Below are 18,526 nucleotides of genomic sequence, written 5' to 3' on the forward strand. Positions count from 1 at the left end.
AAACGCCGCCAATTGACCATTCTGCCATCAATCTACGATAAATCGGTCGGAATACTGATGTGTAATCCATCTTAGCAGAAGGGGCGGCGATTCTGACTGGAATTCTTAAAACGTGATCAGCACCCCACTCGGATTCGCGGGAATCACATACTGCGGTTGATTGCGATGGGGCTTTTTGCGGTGATGGCGCGATCGCGGGGAGGCTGGCGGAACACTAACCACTCTTGGCTGTACCACATACACGGGTTGTGTTTGAGGGGTAGGCACCACATAGACGGGTTGGCTAGAGGGACTGGGCACCACATACACCGGCTGACGGGAACCACCAAGATTCACGTTGACATTCAGTTGAGCCGCGGCGGTATCCACAAAGGAAAGAACCGCCAAACCAGTCAAGGACGATAGGCCAACGACTTGAAGTGTCTTCAACATCGTCAACTCCTCCACAGAAAAAACGTACTGCGGGGTCTGACGCTTAAGGAGCAGGGTGGGTTCCGATCACATCGGCGTCCAAATAAAAAGGGGGAAGAGCTTCCCCCATGCTATTAACGTTGTTTACTCAACGCCCTCAATCTTGTCCTCGACCTCTTGATAGAGTTGCCGCAGCAGTTCCAGATTGGCTTCACTGGTCTGCCAATAGCCGCGTCCGTGAAGTTCGAGGAAGGTGCTCACCATTTTGCGGAAGGAGTGGGGGTTGGTATTCAGAAGCCGCTGCCGCATCTGCTCATCGAGAATAAACGTGGCATTCGCCTCCTCATAAACCCAGTTATCCACAGCTCCTGCGGTGGCCGACCAGCCCATTGTGTTGACTAGTCGCTTCGAGATCTCGCGCACCCCTTCGTAGCCGTGGGAGAGCATCCCTTCATACCACTTGGGATTCAGGAGCTTGGTTCGGCTGTCGAGGCGAACGGTTTCCGAGAGCGTCCGCACTTGGGCATTGGCTGTGGTGGTATCGGCAATATAGGCCTTGGGTTGCTTGCCATCGCTGCGCAGTGCCGCCACCAGCTTGGTCGGATCTGAGTCAAAGTAGTGGCTGACATCGGTGAGGCTAATTTCTGAGGAGTCGAGATTCTGGAAGGTTACATCCACGGTTTTGAGGGCGGTTTCAAACAAATCCCGCGCCTGCTGCATCGTCCCCGGAGAATCTGCCGAGAAGGCAAAGGACTTACGGGAGAGATACATATCCTGAAGTTCCGACTCCTGCTCCCAAGAGCTATTTTCCACCGCTAGGTTGACATTCGCCGCGTAGGAACCGGAGGCATTGGTGAAGACCCGTGTGGCCGCTTGGCGCAGGTCAATCCCCAATTCTGAAGCCTGTTGCAGGGCGTGCTTGCGGATAAAGTTTAGCTCAAGGGGTTCATCGGCTTCGGCAGCCATCTTGATGGCACGGTCAATGAGCGCCATCTGGTTGATAAAGAGATCGCGGAAGACCCCAGAACAGTTGACGACAACATCAATGCGTGGCCGCCCCAGCTCTTCTAGGGGGATGAGTTCCACTTTGTTGACCCGTCCCAAGGAATCGGGTAAAGGACGTGCCCCCACTAGCCAGAGCACTTGAGCAAGGGACTCGCCATAGGTTTTGATATTATCTGTGCCCCAGAGCACCATGGCGATGGTTTCTGGCCATTGGTTGTTGTTTTCCGCTTTTTGCCGCGCTAGAAGGCGATCGACCACAACTTTGGCAGACTGCACAGCAGCGGCAGTGGGAATGGCTTGGGGATCCAAGGCGTGGATATTTTTGCCCGTCGGCAAGACCTCAGGATTGCGAATTGGATCGCCACCGGGGCCGGGGAGAATGTACTCGCCTTCAAGGGCTTGCAGCAGTGCCCCCAGTTCATTGTCGGCCACAATCTGCTGTAAACAGAATTCGAGGTATTCCATCAGGGGCTTGAGGGCAGCGGCATCCACTTGGGTATAGCCTGCACCATGGAGGGATTCAATCCACGGCTCTTTGCGCCCCATGTTAAAGAAGTTCAGCTTCGAGACCCGCGACACACGACCCTCGGCATCGGCTTGGGCTTGGACGAGGGCACTGACGGCAGCACGGGTCGCCTCGTTAATCTGGCGCAGCAGTTCAACATCCGCCAGTACCCCGCGATCGCTATTTTGATAAATCTCATCAATGTCCCGCCCTAGACTCTCGGCAATGAGCCTGGGCAAGCTCTTAATGCCGTCCTCAGAGCGATCCAAGCTGGCAATATTGACCAAGGTAGCCACTGCTTCTTCCGTTGTCGGCGGTTTGCCAATTACGTGCAGGCCACAGGGCAGGAGGCGGCTTTCAATTTCCATCAGCTTGATATAGACCTTGCCCACGAGGGTATCGCGCTCCTCGGCAGTGAGATCTGCCGCGTCCTTAGCGGGGAGAGCCACATCCTGATCGAGATTGACTAGGCGGCACTTGTCCATGATCGTGTTGACAATCTGAACCCCCCGACCGCTATCTTTCAGGGTTTGGTAGGAACCAATGAGATCGCTGAGTTCCCGCAGCCCTTTGTAGAGGCCGGCATTTTCCGCGGGGGGCGTGAGGTAACTAATCGTGTTGGCATAGCTGCGGCGTTTGGCAATGGTGGCTTCGGAGGGGTTATTGGCAGCGTAGTAGTAGAGGTTGGGAATACAGCCAATGAGATTATCGGGGTAGCAATCCCCAGACATGCCCATCTGTTTGCCCGGCATGAACTCCAAAGAACCGTGGGTGCCAAAGTGGAGCACTGCATCCGCCTGCCAAATGTGGTTGAGGAAGGTGTAATAGGCAGCAAAGCCGTGGTGGGGACTGGCAGAGCGAGAAAAGAGCAGCCGCATTGGATCCCCTTCGTAGCCAAAGGTGGGCTGCACGCCAATAAAGACGTTGCCGTAGGCTTTGCCGTAGATGAGCAGGTTTTGGCCGTCACTGTTCAGGTGCCCTGGCGGTTTGCCCCAGTTTTCTTCAAGGCGCTTGGCGTAGGGGGTGAGGCGCTCGTATTCCGGCACGCTCATGCGGTAGGCAATGTTGAGTTCGGGACTCCCCACTTGGGCACGGGCATCGTGGAGAATTTCCTGCATCAGGGCTTCGGCACTCTCGGGCATGTCCTGCACGTCATAGCCGTTGTTTTTCAGGGCTTCCATGACTTTGTAGATGGAGCCAAAGACATCCAAGTAGGCGGCGGTGCCAACATTGCCTTTATCCGGCGGGAAGCTAAAGATGGTGATGGCGACTTTCTTTTGCACCTTGGGTTTGCGGCGCAGATTGGCCCACTTCAGTGCCCGCTGTACGATCATTTCGACGCGGTCTTGGAGGGCGATCGCCTTACCGGTCATGCCATCGCGACCGGAAAGAATAATTGGCTCAATGGCACCATCCAGTTCCGGCAGAGCAATTTGCAGCGCCACTTGAATCGGGTGCAGCCCCAGATCGCTGTCTTCCCATTCCTCAGTGGTTTGAAACACCAAGGGCAGTGCCACCATGTAGGGACGGTTGAGTTTTTTCAGTGCCGCTACAGCTTTGGGATGATCCTGCTTGGCAGGCCCCCCCACAAGGGCGAATCCCGTGAGAGAGACAACGGTATCAACAATGGGTTTCTCAGGGTTGACGGGATCGTAGAAAAATTTTTCTAGGGGCGTCGAAAAGTCCAGCCCACCAGAGAAGACGGGAATCACCCGCGCCCCTTGGGATTCAAACTCTTGCACAATGGCGACATAGTGAGCGTCATCACCGGTGACAAGGTGGGTACGCTGCAACAGCAGGCCAATGGTGGGCACGAGAGGGTCTTTGAGATCAGCGCCAATATCGCGGCGACTGTTGAACCAGTTGAGGTACTCCTTAAGATCCTCAAACATTTGCGGTGCAAGGGGGTGCCAAATACCGGTGTCGGGGTAGGTGACCGGTTCTTGGTAGCTGAGGTTGCTGTTTGGCTGACCTTTGAAGACGTAGCGATCGGCCAGCATGAGGAGGAAGTTTTCTAGGTTCTCTGGCGACCCGCCCAGCCAATACTGGAAGCTGAGCATGAAGTTGCGGGCATCCTGAGCCTTGTCAATGGGGAGGTACTTCAGCACTTGGGGCAGGGTTCGCAGGAGTTTGAGCATGGCATCTTGGAAGCCGGCACCTGACTTCTCCTTGCGCTTTTTCATGAAGTTGGCAATGACGCTCTTGGATTGGCCAATCTGAGCCAAGGAAAAGCTGCCCATTTTGTTGAGGCGCATCACTTGGGGCAGCGAGGGGAAGACAACCGCTACATCCAAGCGATCGCGATAGGGCTGAACCGCCTCGACCACCTTATCCGCTAAGTCCTCAATGAAAATCAGGGAGGCGATAAACACATTTGCCCGCGCCACGTCCTCACAGAAGGCGGCATAGTTTTCGGGATTGCGCAGTTCCTCAAGGAGATAGCCACTGATTTCAATGGCCACCTGTGGATGGGTATCGTTAATGCTGCGAACCGCTGCCGACAGCGCGCTCTGGTATTGGGCTTCAAGTACCACATACACCACTCGCAACAGCGATCGCCCATTTAACGCCGCTGGCGCGATATGCCGAATCGTGGACTTGACGTGGGTGAACATGCGTTCAAACTCCTTGTAACGATCGAGACCAAACCCCAAGGGGGATATACCTTTTGTGGTTGTAGCAGAAAATCAAGCTGGCAAGCGACTTTGCGGTTCTGTGGTAACAAATTGCAAAGTATTGCTACCTAAGTATTAAAACTTATTACAGGACTGGATCGCTGGGAAATCAAGGGCACTAGACAACCGTTTTCCAATCGCCACGTGCGATCGCTAATCTCTCGCAATTCAGTGGCCTCATGGGTGACCACAAGCAGGCTCCAGTGTTCCTTGAGGCGGCGCAGCACCTGTACCAATTGGCGGCGCATTGACCAATCCAGACCCGCTGTGGGTTCATCGAGCAAGAGCAGGTAGGGTTGGCGCACCAGTTGCACAGCAAGCGCGAGGCGACGCTGCTGACCACCGCTCAAGGATTCGGGGCGGGTGTGCAAAGGCAAATGATCGAGACCCACATCGGCAAGGGCGCGGTAAAAGTTTTCGTAGGGAATTTCTGGGTGGCCAAAGCGCAGCTCTTCGAGAATGGTACTGCCACAGAAGTAGCGATCTGGGAACTGAAAGACCAATCCGGCCAACTGTTGTAAATGATCGGGTGTGAGAACCTGATCCTGCCATCGAATGATTCCCCGACTGGGGGTGGCCAAGCCCGCTAAAATCTCTAGTAGGGTGGTTTTGCCGGATCCACTGGGTCCGATAATTAATCCCAGTTCAGCCATACCCAAGTCTAAATTAATGTCCCGCAAAATGGGCTGAGGGGTGGCGGCGGGGTGGTAGCTGAGATGGTGAACCGAAAACAAGATGCAGACTCCGGAGGTAACGACCGTGCAAACACGTCAACTGCGCCTGTGGCAACGCTTTGCTCTCTATCTTAGTGGAGCGATCGCCCCCTGGGTACTGAGTACCGCTGCCCTTGCTGGGGATCCTTTCCGTACGGGCGCTCAAGCACGACCCATTTCCGATCAAACGGAAGCTGTCTTTGTTGCCCTCTTTCGCGATGGCAACTATGTCAAAGGTAAAGAGTTACTGCCGGCGGCCTTGGAGCGCGATCGCCAAGAACCCCTAACCCTGACCTTGGCTGCTGCCATTGCCTATCTTAATGAAGACTGGGCAGGGTACAAACGCTACGCTGAGGAGACCCTACGCGCTGCCCAAGCCCTCACGAGCCGCGATCGCCTGCGGGGAAATCTCTATCAAGCCGTGGGGCATTTCCTGATGGCTGGCTATGAAATTTCCGATGCCGGATCGGGGCCTGTGGCTGGTGCCCCCGCCGCTCTGTTGCGGGTACAGCGGGTTCTCGATCATGTGGGGCGAGCCGAAGCTGTCAATCCTCGCGATCCGGAATTGAATCTTGTTCGTGGCTTTATGGAGTGGGGTATTGCCAGTAATGTGGGCTTTGTCAGCATGGATCGGGCCATTCAAACCCTGCAAACCTACGCCGCTCCCAATTACCTGAGTTATCGAGGCTTGGCCTTGGCCTATCGCGATCGCAAGCAATGGCCGCAAGCCTTAAACGCAGTTGATCAAGCCTTGGCACTTGCCCCCCACAATCCAGAACTCCTTTATCTGAAAGCACAAATTTTGGCCGCCAGTGGCAACCGATCGCAGGCACAGCAATATTTCCAGCAAGCCCTAGCCAAACAAAGCCAATTGCCGCGAGGGATTCGCGAGGAAATTCAGCAGTTTAGCCGTCGCCTTTTGCCCCAAGGCTAGGTTGTTGGCTCAGACAGCAGCTTTGAAATTGGCAGCTTGGCAATATCTGTGCCGAGCAGGGGCTGAACCTGTTCCAAAATAGCGCAAATTTCTTTGCGGCAGTTCCACTGAGGGATTTTGCCATAGCGAAGCGTCAGTTGCGTTAAAACTTCCAGCGCATAATCAGGAAAGTCCAGTGCATCAGCAATTGCCGCCAGTTTTAGCAAGTGGCTAGGGCTCTGTAGGTGCTGGTTTTGCTGCTGTTGACTCTCATTGAGCAAATCCCGCAGGTAAATTGCATCGGCCCATAGCAGTTGACCCCCTCGCCGTTGGGAGTGAAATGGGGAAACGTAGCGCGGTAATCGGCACCAACCATCATTGGTGAGTAGGTCAAAGAGCACAAAGCCTTGAGCGCGCAAATATGCATCAATATCCCCAAAGAGGGGTTGCCCTCTGTAAACCTCCGAAAACTCAACTTCAACTATGATTGCTAAAGTACTGGCTGCCAGAAGCCGCTCACCGCCTTGCAACACATCTAGATCTGCACCTTGGACATCCACTTGCAGGACATCTACGCTCTCAAGGCCTTCAGCTTGGGCAAATGCGTCAAGGGTGGTTGTTTCCACCTGAACACTTGCCGCTACATCCAAGCCAGGATTAAATCCTTGAAATCGCGATGTGTAGCTCAAATTTGGTGGATATAAAGAACTGCAATGAATGGCGTTGGTAATGTAAAGGGTTGATTCTCCCACCTCTTTGCCCAACGTCAGCGGATAGTGACGCTCAAACCACGTAATTCCTTGGGCGGCTAAGGCGGTATTGGCCTGATCACAGGCGTCGGCATCCGCATCAAAACCATAAATTCTGAGATTGGGGGCAAAGATATGCCATGGAGATTGGGCATAATCATCCTCATGATAGATTTTGCGAGAGCCAACGATGCACAGCGTTAAAGAAAGCGGATCGAGCTTGCCTGCCGCTTTTAGCGTATTGTTAACGAGTCCCATAGCAACGTAGAATTCCTGCAACGTCAACGACAATTCTGAATTGTGCCCCAGCGAAGACTGTCTTTTGCTCAATCATCGCCACCTTGGTAAAGCGAGCGATCCAAGAATGTTCACCCCCTTGGCTCCCCAAGATTTCAGTCCTCGTGATAGGTTAACGGTGAAAATGCGACAGGATGCAGGACTATGCACACCAGAACCAAAGGGGAATCGCTTGTCCGCTGACTGGATGTGCGTAAGGCCTACCGTCAGCCCAACGGTCAGGTCACTAGCATTTTGGGTTGCGCCTACGTCTGGGTTTGAGGGTGTTCCATCTTTGGGAAAAGGGCTGTACCGCTCCTGTGCGACGATAAATATAAGCAGCCAAAAATCTGGAGAACTTCCCTCACCCGATGATTGATGAACTATTGGAACTCTCGCCCAACTGGGGACTGGATACCCTGTTGTTACTTGTGGTGTTGTTGGCACTCGAAGCGGTTCTCTCAGCGGACAATGCGATCGCCCTAGCGGCCTTGGTACGAGGCATCGAAGACTTAGATGCACAACGGCGGGCACTCAATCTGGGACTGGCCATTTCTTACGTTTTTCGCATTGGCCTGATTTTCACAGCGACTTGGGTCTTGCGGTTCTGGCAGTTTGAGTTGGCGGGGGCACTCTATCTGCTGTGGTTATCGGCAAAGTACTTTTTCTTTACGACCGAGCCAGAACATGAACACGAGCGGGTGATTCGTTCTTTTTGGCAGGCAGTCCCCCTATTGGCCTTAGCGGATTTGGCCTTTTCCCTCGATAGCGTGACAACGGCGATCGCCCTGTCGGATGAGCGTTGGCTGGTATTACTCGGCGGCACGATTGGCGTGATTATGCTGCGCTTTATGGCGGAGCTATTTATCCGCTGGCTAAAAGAATTTCCTCGACTTGAGGATGCGGGCTATTTCACAGTGATGCTGGTGGGTCTGCGGCTGCTCATTCGCGTGATTAATCCCCAGCTGGTACCCTCGGACTGGGTGATGATTAGCCTGATTGCCCTTTGCTTTACGTGGGGCTTTTCCAAGCGGGAGGTGGAGGAGCCAGACACCCCCCCAACCCTTCCCAAGTCAACCCATGAACCTACATCTCATACACCCAAGAGGTGAAGGCCGGCTCCCAAGGCACCAGTTCCTGCGTCTGGAACCAGAGATTGATTTCCCGCTCAGCATTTTCGGGACTGTCGGAGCCGTGAATTACATTCCGTCCCACATCTACAGCAAAATCGCCCCGGAGCGTTCCTGGCTCCGCATTGAGGGGATTAGTGGCACCAATCAGTTTGCGGGCATTGGCAATCACCCCCCGGCCTTCCCAGACCATGGCCACCACCGGTCCAGAGGTAATGAAATTCACTAGCCCCGTAAAGAAGGGCTTATCTTTGTGTTCGCCGTAGTGCTGCTCTGCCAATTCGCGGCTGACCCGCATCAGTTTGAGGCCGACCAGTGTGTAGCCTTTTTGTTCAAATCGTTGGATAATCGTCCCCACTAGCCCACGCTGAACGCCATCGGGCTTAATGGCTAGAAATGTCCGTTCCACGCAGTATGTCCTCTGCTCGATCTACAGGATTGATTTTACGGTTTTCGGGGGTCGGATGCCGCTACCACTGTACCAAGTTGATGCCTTTACCCAAGAACCCTTTCGGGGTAACCCGGCGGCCGTATGTGTCCTAGGGACGTTTTTTGAGGATGCAACCTTGGGGGCGATCGCCCGCGAAATGAATCTTTCAGAAACGGCTTTTGTCGTACCGCTGGCCAGTGGCTTTCACCTGCGCTGGTTTACCCCTGTGGCAGAAGTGGATCTCTGTGGTCATGCCACCCTCGCAACAGCCCATGTCCTCTGGCAGCATCAAGGGGTGGTAGGGGATCTAGAATTTCACACCCGCAGCGGTCTCCTGTGTGCCCAGCGCCTTGGGGATTGGATCGCCCTTGATTTTCCGCAGCAGCCCGTAATGCCCCTTGCGGATCAGCAGGTGCAAGCCTCAATCATTGCAGCGCTCGGGACACCACCCATATTTATGGGGCAAGCGGGCAGCGATCTGCTGGTGGATCTGGTCGATGCCAGTGCTGTAGCCCAGTTGAAACCCGATTTTGACCAAATTGCCCGCCTGCCTTGCCGAGGATTGATTGTGACCGCCCAGGCCAATGGCGCGGAATATGACATCGTCTCCCGTTTTTTTGCCCCCCAACTGGGCATCCCTGAGGATCCGGTCACTGGCTCGGCGCACTGTAGCTTGTATCCCTACTGGCGAGCAAAACTGGGGAAGGACAAGTTATTGGCCTATCAAGCCTCAGCGCGGGGGGGCGTGATTAAAATTCACCCCCACAGGGGCGATCGCCTGCGGCTATTGGGTCAGGCGGTTACGATTTTCGCTGGCGAACTCCTGCTTTAGAATTCAATCCCCGGCTGGGCTTTAACGCCCTGTTCGCGAAAGGGATGCTTGACAAGGGTCATTTCCGTCACCAGATCTGCGGCGTCAATCAGGGCTGGGGGAGCACCGCGTCCGGTGAGAATCACATGGGTCATTTCTGGCTTGCGGGCAAGTCCCTCGAGCACCTGTGCCACAGTTAAGTAGTCCAGCTGGAGGGCGACATTAATTTCATCGAGCAGTACCAAGCGGTACTCGGGGTTGGTGATGTAGCTCAGACCCAGCTCCCAAGCCGCTTGGGCACAGGCGATATCCCGCTGGCGGTCTTGGGTTTCCCATGTAAAGCCCTCCCCCATCGCATGGAAGGCCAGTTGGTCTGACCAATGGCTAAGAACCGCTTTTTCCGCTGGCTCCCACGCCCCCTTGATAAATTGAATAATTGCCACGCGATAGCCATGCCCCAAGGAACGCAGCACCATGCCCAAGGCTGCTGTGGTTTTGCCCTTGCCGTTGCCCGTATGGACAATAATGAGACCTTTTTCACGGGTGCGCTCCGCGAGGCGTTGCGCCTGCACGGCTTTGCGCTGCTGCATTTTTTGGCGGTGCTGTTCGTCAGTGAGCATGGGCTAGCTGGCAAGGTACTCGTGAATATCGCCGCGGCGTTTGCGGAGTTTGCTGAGGGCCTCCCGCTCAATTTGCCGCACCCGCTCGCGACTAATGTTGAGCAGTTCGCCCACTTTGGCAAGGGTGAGGGGCTGGCCGTTTTCTAGGCCAAAGCGTAGGGAGAGCACATGGCGTTGCTGCGGGGTCAGATCCGCCATCAGCCGTTCAAGGTCACTGCGCAACGAGGATTGAGCGGCAAACTCCTCCGGTGAAATGGACGGATCCTCGAGCAATTCCCCCAACTCCGTATCCTGATTATCGCCGACACGGACATCAAGGGAGAGGGGTTGTCGCGCCCGTTCGAGATATTCCCGCACTTGGGCAGGGGTTAATTCCAGTTCTGCCGCCAGTTCATTAATCGTGGCAGCGCGACCGAGGCGTTGGGACAGTTGTCGCTGGGCTTTTTTGATTTTGTTCAGCTTTTCAGTGATGTGGATGGGCAGACGGATCGTGCGCCCCTTTTCAGCGATCGCCCGTGTAATGGCTTGGCGAATCCACCAGTAGGCATAGGTGGAGAAACGATACCCCTTGGTGGGGTCAAATTTTTCTACCCCCCGCTGCATCCCGATTGTGCCCTCTTGGATTAGATCAAGCAGATCCACATTGCGCTTGATGTACTTTTTGGCAACCGAAACCACCAGCCGCAGGTTGGCCTCCACCATTTTGCGTTTGGCGCGCTCGCCATTTTCGATAATTGTCTCTAATTCTGCTTCACTCATGTTGGCGGCGGCGGCCCATTCAGCACGGGTAGGTTCACGGTTGAGTTCTGCTGCGAGCTTTTCGCGAATCTCGTTCATGGCGCTAAGCTGCTGCACCTGTTTGCCGTAGATCACTTCCTGTTCGTGGGTGAGCAATGGCACACGGCCAATCTCCCGTAGGTAAGTGCGCACTAAATCTTTTGAAGTATCCATAGTCCCTATCGCTCGTTCTCAAGGTTGACAGCAGTGATTCGTCCAAGGCCTAGGAATATCGTTTTCTCTATAGGATGGGCGATCGCCCCTGCTAAAGATCGCGGCCAAGCCAACGGTGCTTTAACAGCGTTTTCGTAGATACGTTACATATATTAAGAATCTTAACATTTCTAAATCTGTTCATCGGAATACTAACACCGACCTTTGGTGGTTCTTAATCTTTTTTTTATATTTACCCCATTGAAAAATCTCTATGAATTTTGAAAATATAGATGGAGTTAATAAATCTTTGGTTCACGCCTCAGACCTACTGAAGAGTTATCCATTCTTGCGGCTAGGGGTATGCAGTCGCGTCTTAGGAATGAGACGTATTTTCTTGGAGTAGGGATTTAATTTGTGCTAACAACTGCCCCAGTTTCCCCTCCTCAAAAAGGGCATTGATCAGGGCTAGCCCGCTGGTGGATAGGAGCAGTTTATTGAGATCAGCAGGGGTGCCCCCGTTGGCAAAGGTATAAATTTTGGCATCGCCAATCACCCCCGGTTGCGGGGCAAGGGCTTGGAGAACTTGTGGCAGTTGCGGTGCCAGTTCTGGCCAGAGGGCTGTAATCACTTGAGCTGTCAAGTTAGCCTTGCTAATCACATTTTTGGCCGCGAGCATGGCCTCCATCCCTTCAGCTTCAGCAAGGGCTTTATCACGGTTGGCCGCCGCAAGGGTGCGAATCGCTTCCGCCTCCAGTTCCGCTGCCTGTTGGGCAATTTCCGCTTGCCGCCGCCGCCGAAAGGCATCAATTTCCACAACGTTTTGCTCTAGCACCCGTTTTTCAGCCGCTTCCCGCTCTGCGGCAATAATCGCTAGGTTTTTCTGGCGATTGGCTTTTTCCACTTCGATGGCGGTGGTGACCGCAGATTCTGCCCGTGCCCGCTCGGCTTCGGCAATCAGACTTTCTTTTTTCTTGGTGGCAACGGCGATCGCCACATCCTCTTGGGCAAGACGCGCTTGACGCTCGGACTCCGCAATGGCCACCTGTGCTTGCAAACGGTTGGCCTCCACCTGCTGCTGGCGACTGATCTCGGCGATTTCTGCCTCCTGCTGTTGCTGGGCTTGCGTTACCTTCAGGAGTTTATTTTTTTCCTCCAGTTCAATGCTGGCCTCGATTTCCTTCTGTTGGATGGCAAGTCTTTTGCGGATTTCTTCTTCCTCAACCGCTTGGGCTTGGAGCAACTTTGCCCGCTGAATCGCGGCTGCCTCTGCTGCTTTGGCCTCCTCAATTTCCCTTTCCCGCTGCGCTTTTAGGGCTTCCACCTTCAGGCGTTGGCTTAACAGTGCCGCTTCTTTTTCCTCTTCAATTTGCAGGGAGCGTTTTTGGGCATCCAGTTCCTTTTGTTCGATCGCGACCCGGGTTGAGAGTTCGACTTCCCGCTTTTGTTGAATCGAGCGTTGAATCGTTTCTGTGCGCAGCCGCACCCCCTGAGCATCAAAAAAGTTGTTTTCGTCGTAGGTGTCACTCTCTTGGACTTCTGAGATGGCAATGTTGTTGAGGGTGAGTCCAACTTTTTGCAGATCCTGCTGCATCAGGTTGAGTACCTCTTGGGCAAACCCTAGTTTGTCGGAGTCAATTTCAGCCAAGGACTTGTGTTTTGCAGCTGCGCGAATGGCATCGTCCGCCCGTTTTTCAAGGGCATTCTTGATGTCTTCGGGGGTAATGCGGTTATTTTGGGAAAGGCGAGCGGCGGCAGTGAGGACATCCTCTTCGGTGGCATTGATGCAGACATAAAAGGTGACCCGCATATCAGCCCGCAGATAATCTTGGGTACGCACCGCCAATTTGCCCGTTCGCTCTACGTCAATGGAGATTTCCCGCAGCGGTACCCGTGTCAACTCATGGAACCCCGGCAGGGCAATGCAGCCACCATTGAGAATGACTGTTTTTTTCTTAACAAAAATCCCCCCCGTGCGCACAAAGGCTTCGTTGTTGGGGGTAATGACATAGACGCGCGTGTAAGCCCAAATGCTCAGGAGCAGTAAAATCACAATGCCGGCAATCACACCGGGAAAAAAGAGCAGCCCACCCAGATTACCCATGACAATGGGGGGAGACTCCGCCAGTACTGTGGCTTTGGTTTGGGTGCGGGGAGGTGCTGGCAATTCTGGTGTCGGTAATGCCTGCAAAAATGTCAGCCAGTAAAGCATAGAACTGCCCCCTCAGCGTTAATTTCAGTGTGGCATTTTGGGGGCGATCGCCCGCTATTTTTAAGGGTTCTTTAATTCGCTGGAGCCACTTCAGTGGTTGAGGCCACGGCGGCATCTTTGCGCTTTTTCTTCTCTGTGACTGTCACAGGTCGCATTTCAATATGGTTGAGCAGTGTCGTGACAAAGGCAAAGAGCAAAAAGGGCAAGGTTAAGACCAAAATTAGCCCCCCGACCAGAAACGCCTGCACGGGATTGTTGTAGAGGGTGAGGGATGCGGCCAAACCAATAAAGATCACAATCAGCCAAACAATGACTTGGCCATAAATATCTCCGAAGGTGAGGGTGCAGACGAAACGGTATTTTTGTAAGCTGTTTTGTAGTTCATTGGCCATAGGGGCTATCCTCGCGGCGTATGCTGAACAGTTCCAGTTAAAAAATAAGCTTTTGGCTCAGGGGGAGTAAAACGGAGGTTGCGTGACAGGGTTGGCAAGTACAGAGAAACGAAGGTACCTGAATTTTAGAAAACCTGCCCCCAAGATTAAAGCCCTTGCAACAAATGTACAAACTTTGGTTAGAAAAAGCGGGCACGGGCATTGGACAGCCCTTTTCTAACATTGGGATCCACCAAACCCGCCTCTCTGATCGTGGCTTTCAGAAGCTGGCGTGTCTTCTCTCGGTGTGAAAAGGGCTGTAATATGACAGATTGTATCAAAACTGCACCGATCGCCCCCGAAGCACTCTATGGGTAAGTTTTACCGTTTGACCACCACGGCGGGTTTACAGGCTGCCCTCGGCACATTACCTCCCGCAACCACCCTTGGTTTTGTGCCGACAATGGGGGCACTGCATGGGGGGCATGCCGCCTTGATCCAGCGGGCACGGCAAGAGTGTGATGTGGTCGTTGTCAGTATTTTTGTCAACCCGCTTCAGTTTGGCCCCCAAGAGGATTTGGAGCGCTATCCCCGTGCCCTTGAGGCGGATACGGCACTTTGTCAGCAGTTAGGGGTGGATCTGCTCTTTGTGCCCAGTGTGGCTGAACTGTATCCAGCGGGGATGGAGAGTCTCACGGTAGTTGAGCCACCAAGGGAGTTAACGGAACGCCTCTGTGGGCGATCGCGCCCCGGCCATTTTCGCGGGGTAGCAACAATTGTGCTGAAGCTCTTGCATTTGGTGCAGCCCGATCGCGCCTATTTTGGCCAAAAGGATGCCCAGCAGTTAGCAATTATTCGCCGCTGTGTGGCGGATTTGAATCTGGACGTGGAGATCATTGGCTGCCCCATTGTCCGCGATGCCGATGGCCTTGCCCTCAGTTCCCGTAATCAATACCTCAGTGCGGGCGATCGCGCCACCGCCTTAGCCCTAAGTCAGAGCCTAGAGGCAGCGACTGCTGCTTTTCGTCAAGGTTGCTTTGCTGCCAGCGATCTCTTGGAGCAGGTTCACAACCATCTGCGCCAGTTTCCCCAGTTGCGCCTCGACTATGCCGAATTGGTGCATCCCCAGACCCTTGTGCCCTTGGAACGCATTGAGACCGTGGGACTGCTGGCGATCGCGGGTTGGGTGGGGCAAACGCGCCTCATTGACAATTGCCTATTGGATCGCCGCCTGCCGATTCTGGCTGTGGATGGCCCTGCCGGCGCGGGGAAGTCAACCGTGACGCGACTAGCAGCCCAAGCCCTAGGGTTGCAGTACCTTGACACCGGTGCCATGTATCGAGCAGTAACTTGGTGGTGCTTGGACAATAACATTGATCTCAGGGATGAGCCAGCCGTCGTAGAGGCGATCGCCCATTGTCAGTTGCGTCTTGAGAGCAGCGATCCCCCTCAACCCACACGGGTGTGGATCAACGATTGCGAGGTCAGCCAAGCGATTCGTTCCCTAGAGGTGACGCAGCGAGTGTCCCAAATTGCCGCCCTGCGGGGTGTGCGACGACTCATGGTACAACAACAGCGGGCGATCGGAGCCAATGGGGGCATTGCTGCCGAAGGTCGTGATATTGGTACCCATGTCTTTCCCGAGGCAGGCTTGAAAATTTTCCTAACGGCCTCGCCCGAAGAGCGTGCCCAGCGCCGCTGGCAGGAGTTACAACAACAAGGACAATGCGACCTCTCCTACGAGGAATTGCTCGCTCAGATTACCGCTCGCGACACAGCGGATCAGCAACGCACCTACGCCCCTTTTCGCAAAGCTGCCGATGCCATAGAAGTCTGTACGGACAACTTGGGGATCGATGAGGTGGTGAGTAAAATTGTCCATCTCTACCGCAGTCGCTTTCCTCAACCTTGATGAGCAAGGGAGATTTCCCGTACAGTAGCAGAGGAGAGTTCACGCCGAGCACATTTCTATGGATCGCAATCCCCTCGATCTTGTACAACAACTCTACTACACCGGTATTGGAGCGGCTGCTGCTGCCATTGAATCCCTACAGGATGAGGCCAAACGCCAAGAATACCTGACGCAACTGCGGGTGGATGCCCGCCAATTGGCCACCGTCTGTGCTGAGAAAGGCCGCCTCACCGAAGCGCAAGCACGGGAACTGATTCAAGCCTTCATTGCCCAACAGCAGCAACCCTCTTCGACCCCTGAGCCTGCTCCTCGCGAGAGTGCTGACTTAGCCGCAGATATTCAAACGCTTCTCGAAACGCTGCGCGCCATTCGCCAAGACCTACAGCAGGATTCTCAGGCACCCACGTCCTAGGATTTGCGCATTATTGGGAAGTCGGTGCCCTGAATGATGGCTCTTTAGTCGTTGTCCCAGCACTCACGGCCAATGAGGTCGCCAATGCGATCGCGCAGCATAAAATCACAGCGCTCTAGCTCTGCCTCAATGAGGGGCCACTCCCGAACGGGCACAAACTGGCAGAGGGTGTAAATGGGCTGCTGCCGACTCACCACACCTTTGGCCACCAGTCGTCGTGCTTCATCTTTGACGAGTTCGATGGAGTATTGAAGGGATTGAACCATAACATCCTCGTTTGGCTGAAGAGACCCTAGGATTCAGAATTGGCAAAGTGTAATATCCAATACTGAACTATTTTAACTTTTGCCCTAGGGAGCTACCTGTCATAATAACAAATGTTTCCTAAGTCAGGGGGTTCTGATCAAAAAATCCTACTACTGGTGGAAGCGAGTGGCGCGTCACCTGTTCTTGAGGTTACATTGACTGTCACTGCCCCAGAGCATCGTTTATCCTAGAGAAAGGCAATGCTAAACAAAATCTAAAGACTGCCCCATGGCTTTCCATCTTCCCCAATTGAGCTGCCAACTGCGTCCAGAGGTGGCTGCCCTCCAAACCGAACTTGTGCAGTGGCGACGCTATTTGCACCAACGACCAGAATTGGGCTTTCAAGAACACCTGACGGCGGCCTTTGTCAGTGAGAAACTACGGCAATGGGGCATTCAGCATCGCACGGGTATTGCGGAAACGGGAATTGTGGCCGTGATTCCGGGAGCGCGACCGGGGCCAGTGCTGGCGATTCGCGCCGATATGGATGCGCTGCCAGTGCAGGAGGAAAACGATAAGCCCTACCGCTCTCTCCATGAGGGGAAAATGCACGCCTGCGGGCACGATGGTCACACAGCGATCGCCCTTGGGACTGCGAAATACCTTGCTGAGCACCGCGATTTTGCTGGTACGGTCAAAATCATCTTTCAACCAGCGGAAGAAGGCCCCGGTGGGGCTAAACCCATGATTGAAGCGGGAGTTCTCGATGCCCCGAAAGTGGATGGCATTATTGGCCTGCACCTCTGGAACTTTCTGCCCGTTGGTACGGTGGGGGTGCGTAGTGGGCCGTTGATGGCGGCAGCGGAATTCTTTGAGTGTGAAGTACACGGCAAGGGGGGACACGCCGCTTTACCCCAATTTACGGTGGATACGGTTCTCGTTGTTGCCCAGATCATTACGGCTTTGCACACTATCGTCTCGCGCAACGTGGATCCCCTAGAGACAGCGGTGATTTCCGTGGGGGCAGTACATGCGGGCACCGCCAAGAACGTGATTGCCGATACCGCGACCTTTCGGGGAACAGCGCGATACTTTAAGCCAGAGTTGGGGGACTGGCTACCCCAGCGCATTGAACAGGTGATTGCGGGTATCTGTCAGAGTCATGGCGCCACCTATGACTTTCGCTATGAGCGGATGTATCCCCCCACGGTGAACGATGCCAAGATGGCGAAATTAGTGCGCTCTGTTGCTGAATCGGTGGTTGAAGTGCCGGCTGGGGTCACGTCCCACTGTCAAACCATGGCGGCGGAAGATATGTCATTTTTCCTGCAAGCGGTTCCGGGTTGCTACTTCTTTTTGGGGTCAGCCAATGGCACACTGGGGTTAGATTTTCCCCACCACCATCCCCGCTTTGATTTTGATGAAACTGTTTTAAGTATTGGGGTTGAGCTGTTTATCCGCTGTGTGGAGAAGTATTGTGGTCTAGTGGAGACCTAAATTTCCTATGTCCCTCACAGTGCTTATTGCCGATGATGATCCGGGCATCCGCCTGTCAGTAAGCCGTTTTTTAGAGTCTGAAGGGTATTGCTGCCTCACGGCGGGAGATGGTGCCCAGGCTCTCGAAATGATCCACCGCTATCAGCCCCATCTGCTGATTACGGACATTGCCATGCCCAACATGAATGGCTATGAGTTGGTGCGGCAGGTGCGCCAGCATCCCTCATTGCGCTTACTACCAGTAATTTACCTCACCGCACGCACAGAACTAGAAGAGCGAATTCGCGCCTATCGCACCGGGGGCGATGTCTATCTTTCCAAGCCCTTTGACCTCAATGAGTTGGCAGCGGTGGTGCGTAACCTGTTGGATCGGGCGCAACTGGTACAAATCGAATGGCAGCAACGACAGCAACCCTTTGCGGCGCCGAAAACACGAACCCTCAGCGTTGATCTCACTCAACGGGAAAAGGAAGTGCTAGGGTTACTCGTGGCAGGACTCTCCAATGCCCAGATTGGCGATCGCCTGCACTTGAGCGCCCGAACGATTGAAAAGCACGTCAGTAGCCTCTTTCAAAAAACAGCGGTTCACAATCGAGCTGAGCTGGTGCGACTGGCCATTGAACAGGGCTTGGTGGAGCGACAAACCAGTTCCCAAGCTTGAGCCATAGCTGTTACCGTCAAGGAAGAGTGTTGAGGACCTGAAACGCG

General features: G+C 54.2%; 17 protein-coding genes. 7 read left to right on the forward strand and 10 right to left on the reverse strand.

Annotation, left to right across the window (positions count from 1 at the left end):
- Positions 1-105: 105 nt before the first annotated feature.
- The 3 genes from RHH27_RS12645 to RHH27_RS12655 all read right to left on the reverse strand — a co-directional run bounded on the left by RHH27_RS12645 (position 106) and on the right by RHH27_RS12655 (position 5,330).
- Positions 106-432, reverse strand: a complete 327-nt coding sequence (locus RHH27_RS12645) for a hypothetical protein (protein WP_190278112.1) — start codon at positions 430-432, stop codon at positions 106-108.
- Between the two features lie 123 nt (positions 433-555).
- Entirely contained in the window at positions 556-4,536 is a 3,981-nt protein-coding gene (locus tag RHH27_RS12650; protein ID WP_206200426.1) for a magnesium chelatase subunit H, read from the reverse strand.
- 128 nt (positions 4,537-4,664) lie between these two features.
- On the reverse strand, positions 4,665-5,330 hold the full coding sequence (locus tag RHH27_RS12655; RefSeq protein ID WP_206200427.1) for an ABC transporter ATP-binding protein: 666 nt from the start codon (positions 5,328-5,330) through the stop codon (positions 4,665-4,667).
- A 25-nt stretch (positions 5,331-5,355) separates the two neighbouring features.
- Here RHH27_RS12655 and RHH27_RS12660 point away from each other — a divergent pair, with 25 nt between their 5' ends.
- Positions 5,356-6,243, forward strand: a complete 888-nt coding sequence (locus RHH27_RS12660) for a Sll0314/Alr1548 family TPR repeat-containing protein (RefSeq protein ID WP_302678454.1) — start codon at positions 5,356-5,358, stop codon at positions 6,241-6,243.
- Here RHH27_RS12660 and RHH27_RS12665 read toward each other — a convergent pair.
- Positions 6,240-7,229, reverse strand: coding sequence for an FkbM family methyltransferase (locus RHH27_RS12665; RefSeq protein ID WP_302678455.1), 990 nt, complete (start codon positions 7,227-7,229; stop codon positions 6,240-6,242). The two genes, RHH27_RS12660 and RHH27_RS12665, sit on opposite strands and share 4 nt — an antisense overlap.
- Before the next feature lie 389 nt (positions 7,230-7,618).
- Between RHH27_RS12665 and RHH27_RS12670 the strand changes: the two genes are divergently transcribed.
- Entirely contained in the window at positions 7,619-8,359 is a 741-nt protein-coding gene (locus tag RHH27_RS12670) for a TerC family protein (protein WP_206200430.1), read from the forward strand.
- On the opposite strand, the gene ndk is transcribed toward RHH27_RS12670, so the two are convergent.
- A complete protein-coding gene (gene ndk / locus RHH27_RS12675; protein ID WP_302677370.1) occupies positions 8,334-8,786 on the reverse strand; it encodes a nucleoside-diphosphate kinase in 453 nt (150 codons plus the stop codon). The two genes, RHH27_RS12670 and ndk, sit on opposite strands and share 26 nt — an antisense overlap.
- A 55-nt stretch (positions 8,787-8,841) precedes the next feature.
- Between ndk and RHH27_RS12680 the strand changes: the two genes are divergently transcribed.
- Positions 8,842-9,639: a PhzF family phenazine biosynthesis protein gene (locus RHH27_RS12680; RefSeq protein ID WP_302678456.1), complete on the forward strand. Its 798-nt coding sequence runs from the start codon at positions 8,842-8,844 to the stop codon at positions 9,637-9,639.
- Here the strand turns inward: RHH27_RS12680 and cobO are convergent.
- The 4 genes from cobO to RHH27_RS12700 all read right to left on the reverse strand — a co-directional run bounded on the left by cobO (position 9,636) and on the right by RHH27_RS12700 (position 13,772).
- Complete coding sequence (gene cobO / locus RHH27_RS12685; RefSeq protein ID WP_206200433.1) at positions 9,636-10,238, reverse strand: cob(I)yrinic acid a,c-diamide adenosyltransferase; 603 nt, start codon at positions 10,236-10,238, stop codon at positions 9,636-9,638. The genes RHH27_RS12680 and cobO overlap by 4 nt on opposite strands.
- Before the next feature lie 3 nt (positions 10,239-10,241).
- A complete protein-coding gene (locus RHH27_RS12690; protein ID WP_206200434.1) occupies positions 10,242-11,189 on the reverse strand; it encodes an RNA polymerase sigma factor, RpoD/SigA family in 948 nt (315 codons plus the stop codon).
- Positions 11,190-11,544: 355 nt separating this feature from the next.
- Positions 11,545-13,380 (reverse strand): flotillin family protein, encoded by a 1,836-nt coding sequence (locus RHH27_RS12695; RefSeq protein ID WP_302678457.1) that lies wholly within the window; start codon positions 13,378-13,380, stop codon positions 11,545-11,547.
- A gap of 71 nt (positions 13,381-13,451) precedes the next feature.
- Positions 13,452-13,772 (reverse strand): hypothetical protein, encoded by a 321-nt coding sequence (locus RHH27_RS12700; protein WP_206200436.1) that lies wholly within the window; start codon positions 13,770-13,772, stop codon positions 13,452-13,454.
- A gap of 349 nt (positions 13,773-14,121) precedes the next feature.
- Between RHH27_RS12700 and RHH27_RS12705 the strand changes: the two genes are divergently transcribed.
- Together RHH27_RS12705 and RHH27_RS12710 are read left to right on the forward strand one after the other, a co-directional pair.
- Entirely contained in the window at positions 14,122-15,663 is a 1,542-nt protein-coding gene (locus tag RHH27_RS12705; protein ID WP_302678458.1) for a bifunctional pantoate--beta-alanine ligase/(d)CMP kinase, read from the forward strand.
- Positions 15,664-15,721: 58 nt separating this feature from the next.
- Positions 15,722-16,075 (forward strand): hypothetical protein, encoded by a 354-nt coding sequence (locus tag RHH27_RS12710; RefSeq protein ID WP_302678459.1) that lies wholly within the window; start codon positions 15,722-15,724, stop codon positions 16,073-16,075.
- A gap of 44 nt (positions 16,076-16,119) precedes the next feature.
- Here RHH27_RS12710 and RHH27_RS12715 read toward each other — a convergent pair whose 3' ends face one another.
- Positions 16,120-16,341 carry a DUF4327 family protein gene (locus tag RHH27_RS12715; protein ID WP_024123956.1) on the reverse strand — a complete coding sequence of 74 codons (222 nt, stop codon included), beginning with the start codon at positions 16,339-16,341 and terminating at the stop codon, positions 16,120-16,122.
- Positions 16,342-16,609: 268 nt separating this feature from the next.
- Here RHH27_RS12715 and RHH27_RS12720 point away from each other — a divergent pair, with 268 nt between their 5' ends.
- Positions 16,610-17,818 (forward strand): M20 family metallopeptidase, encoded by a 1,209-nt coding sequence (locus RHH27_RS12720; RefSeq protein WP_302678460.1) that lies wholly within the window; start codon positions 16,610-16,612, stop codon positions 17,816-17,818.
- A gap of 7 nt (positions 17,819-17,825) precedes the next feature.
- On the forward strand, positions 17,826-18,479 hold the full coding sequence (locus RHH27_RS12725; RefSeq protein ID WP_149821413.1) for a response regulator transcription factor: 654 nt from the start codon (positions 17,826-17,828) through the stop codon (positions 18,477-18,479).
- The last annotated feature ends 47 nt before the right edge of the window (positions 18,480-18,526 follow it).

The sequence above is a fragment of the Thermosynechococcus sp. PP555 genome (genome assembly GCF_031583225.1).
In the GTDB taxonomy this organism is placed as follows: Bacteria; Cyanobacteriota; Cyanobacteriia; order Thermosynechococcales; family Thermosynechococcaceae; genus Thermosynechococcus.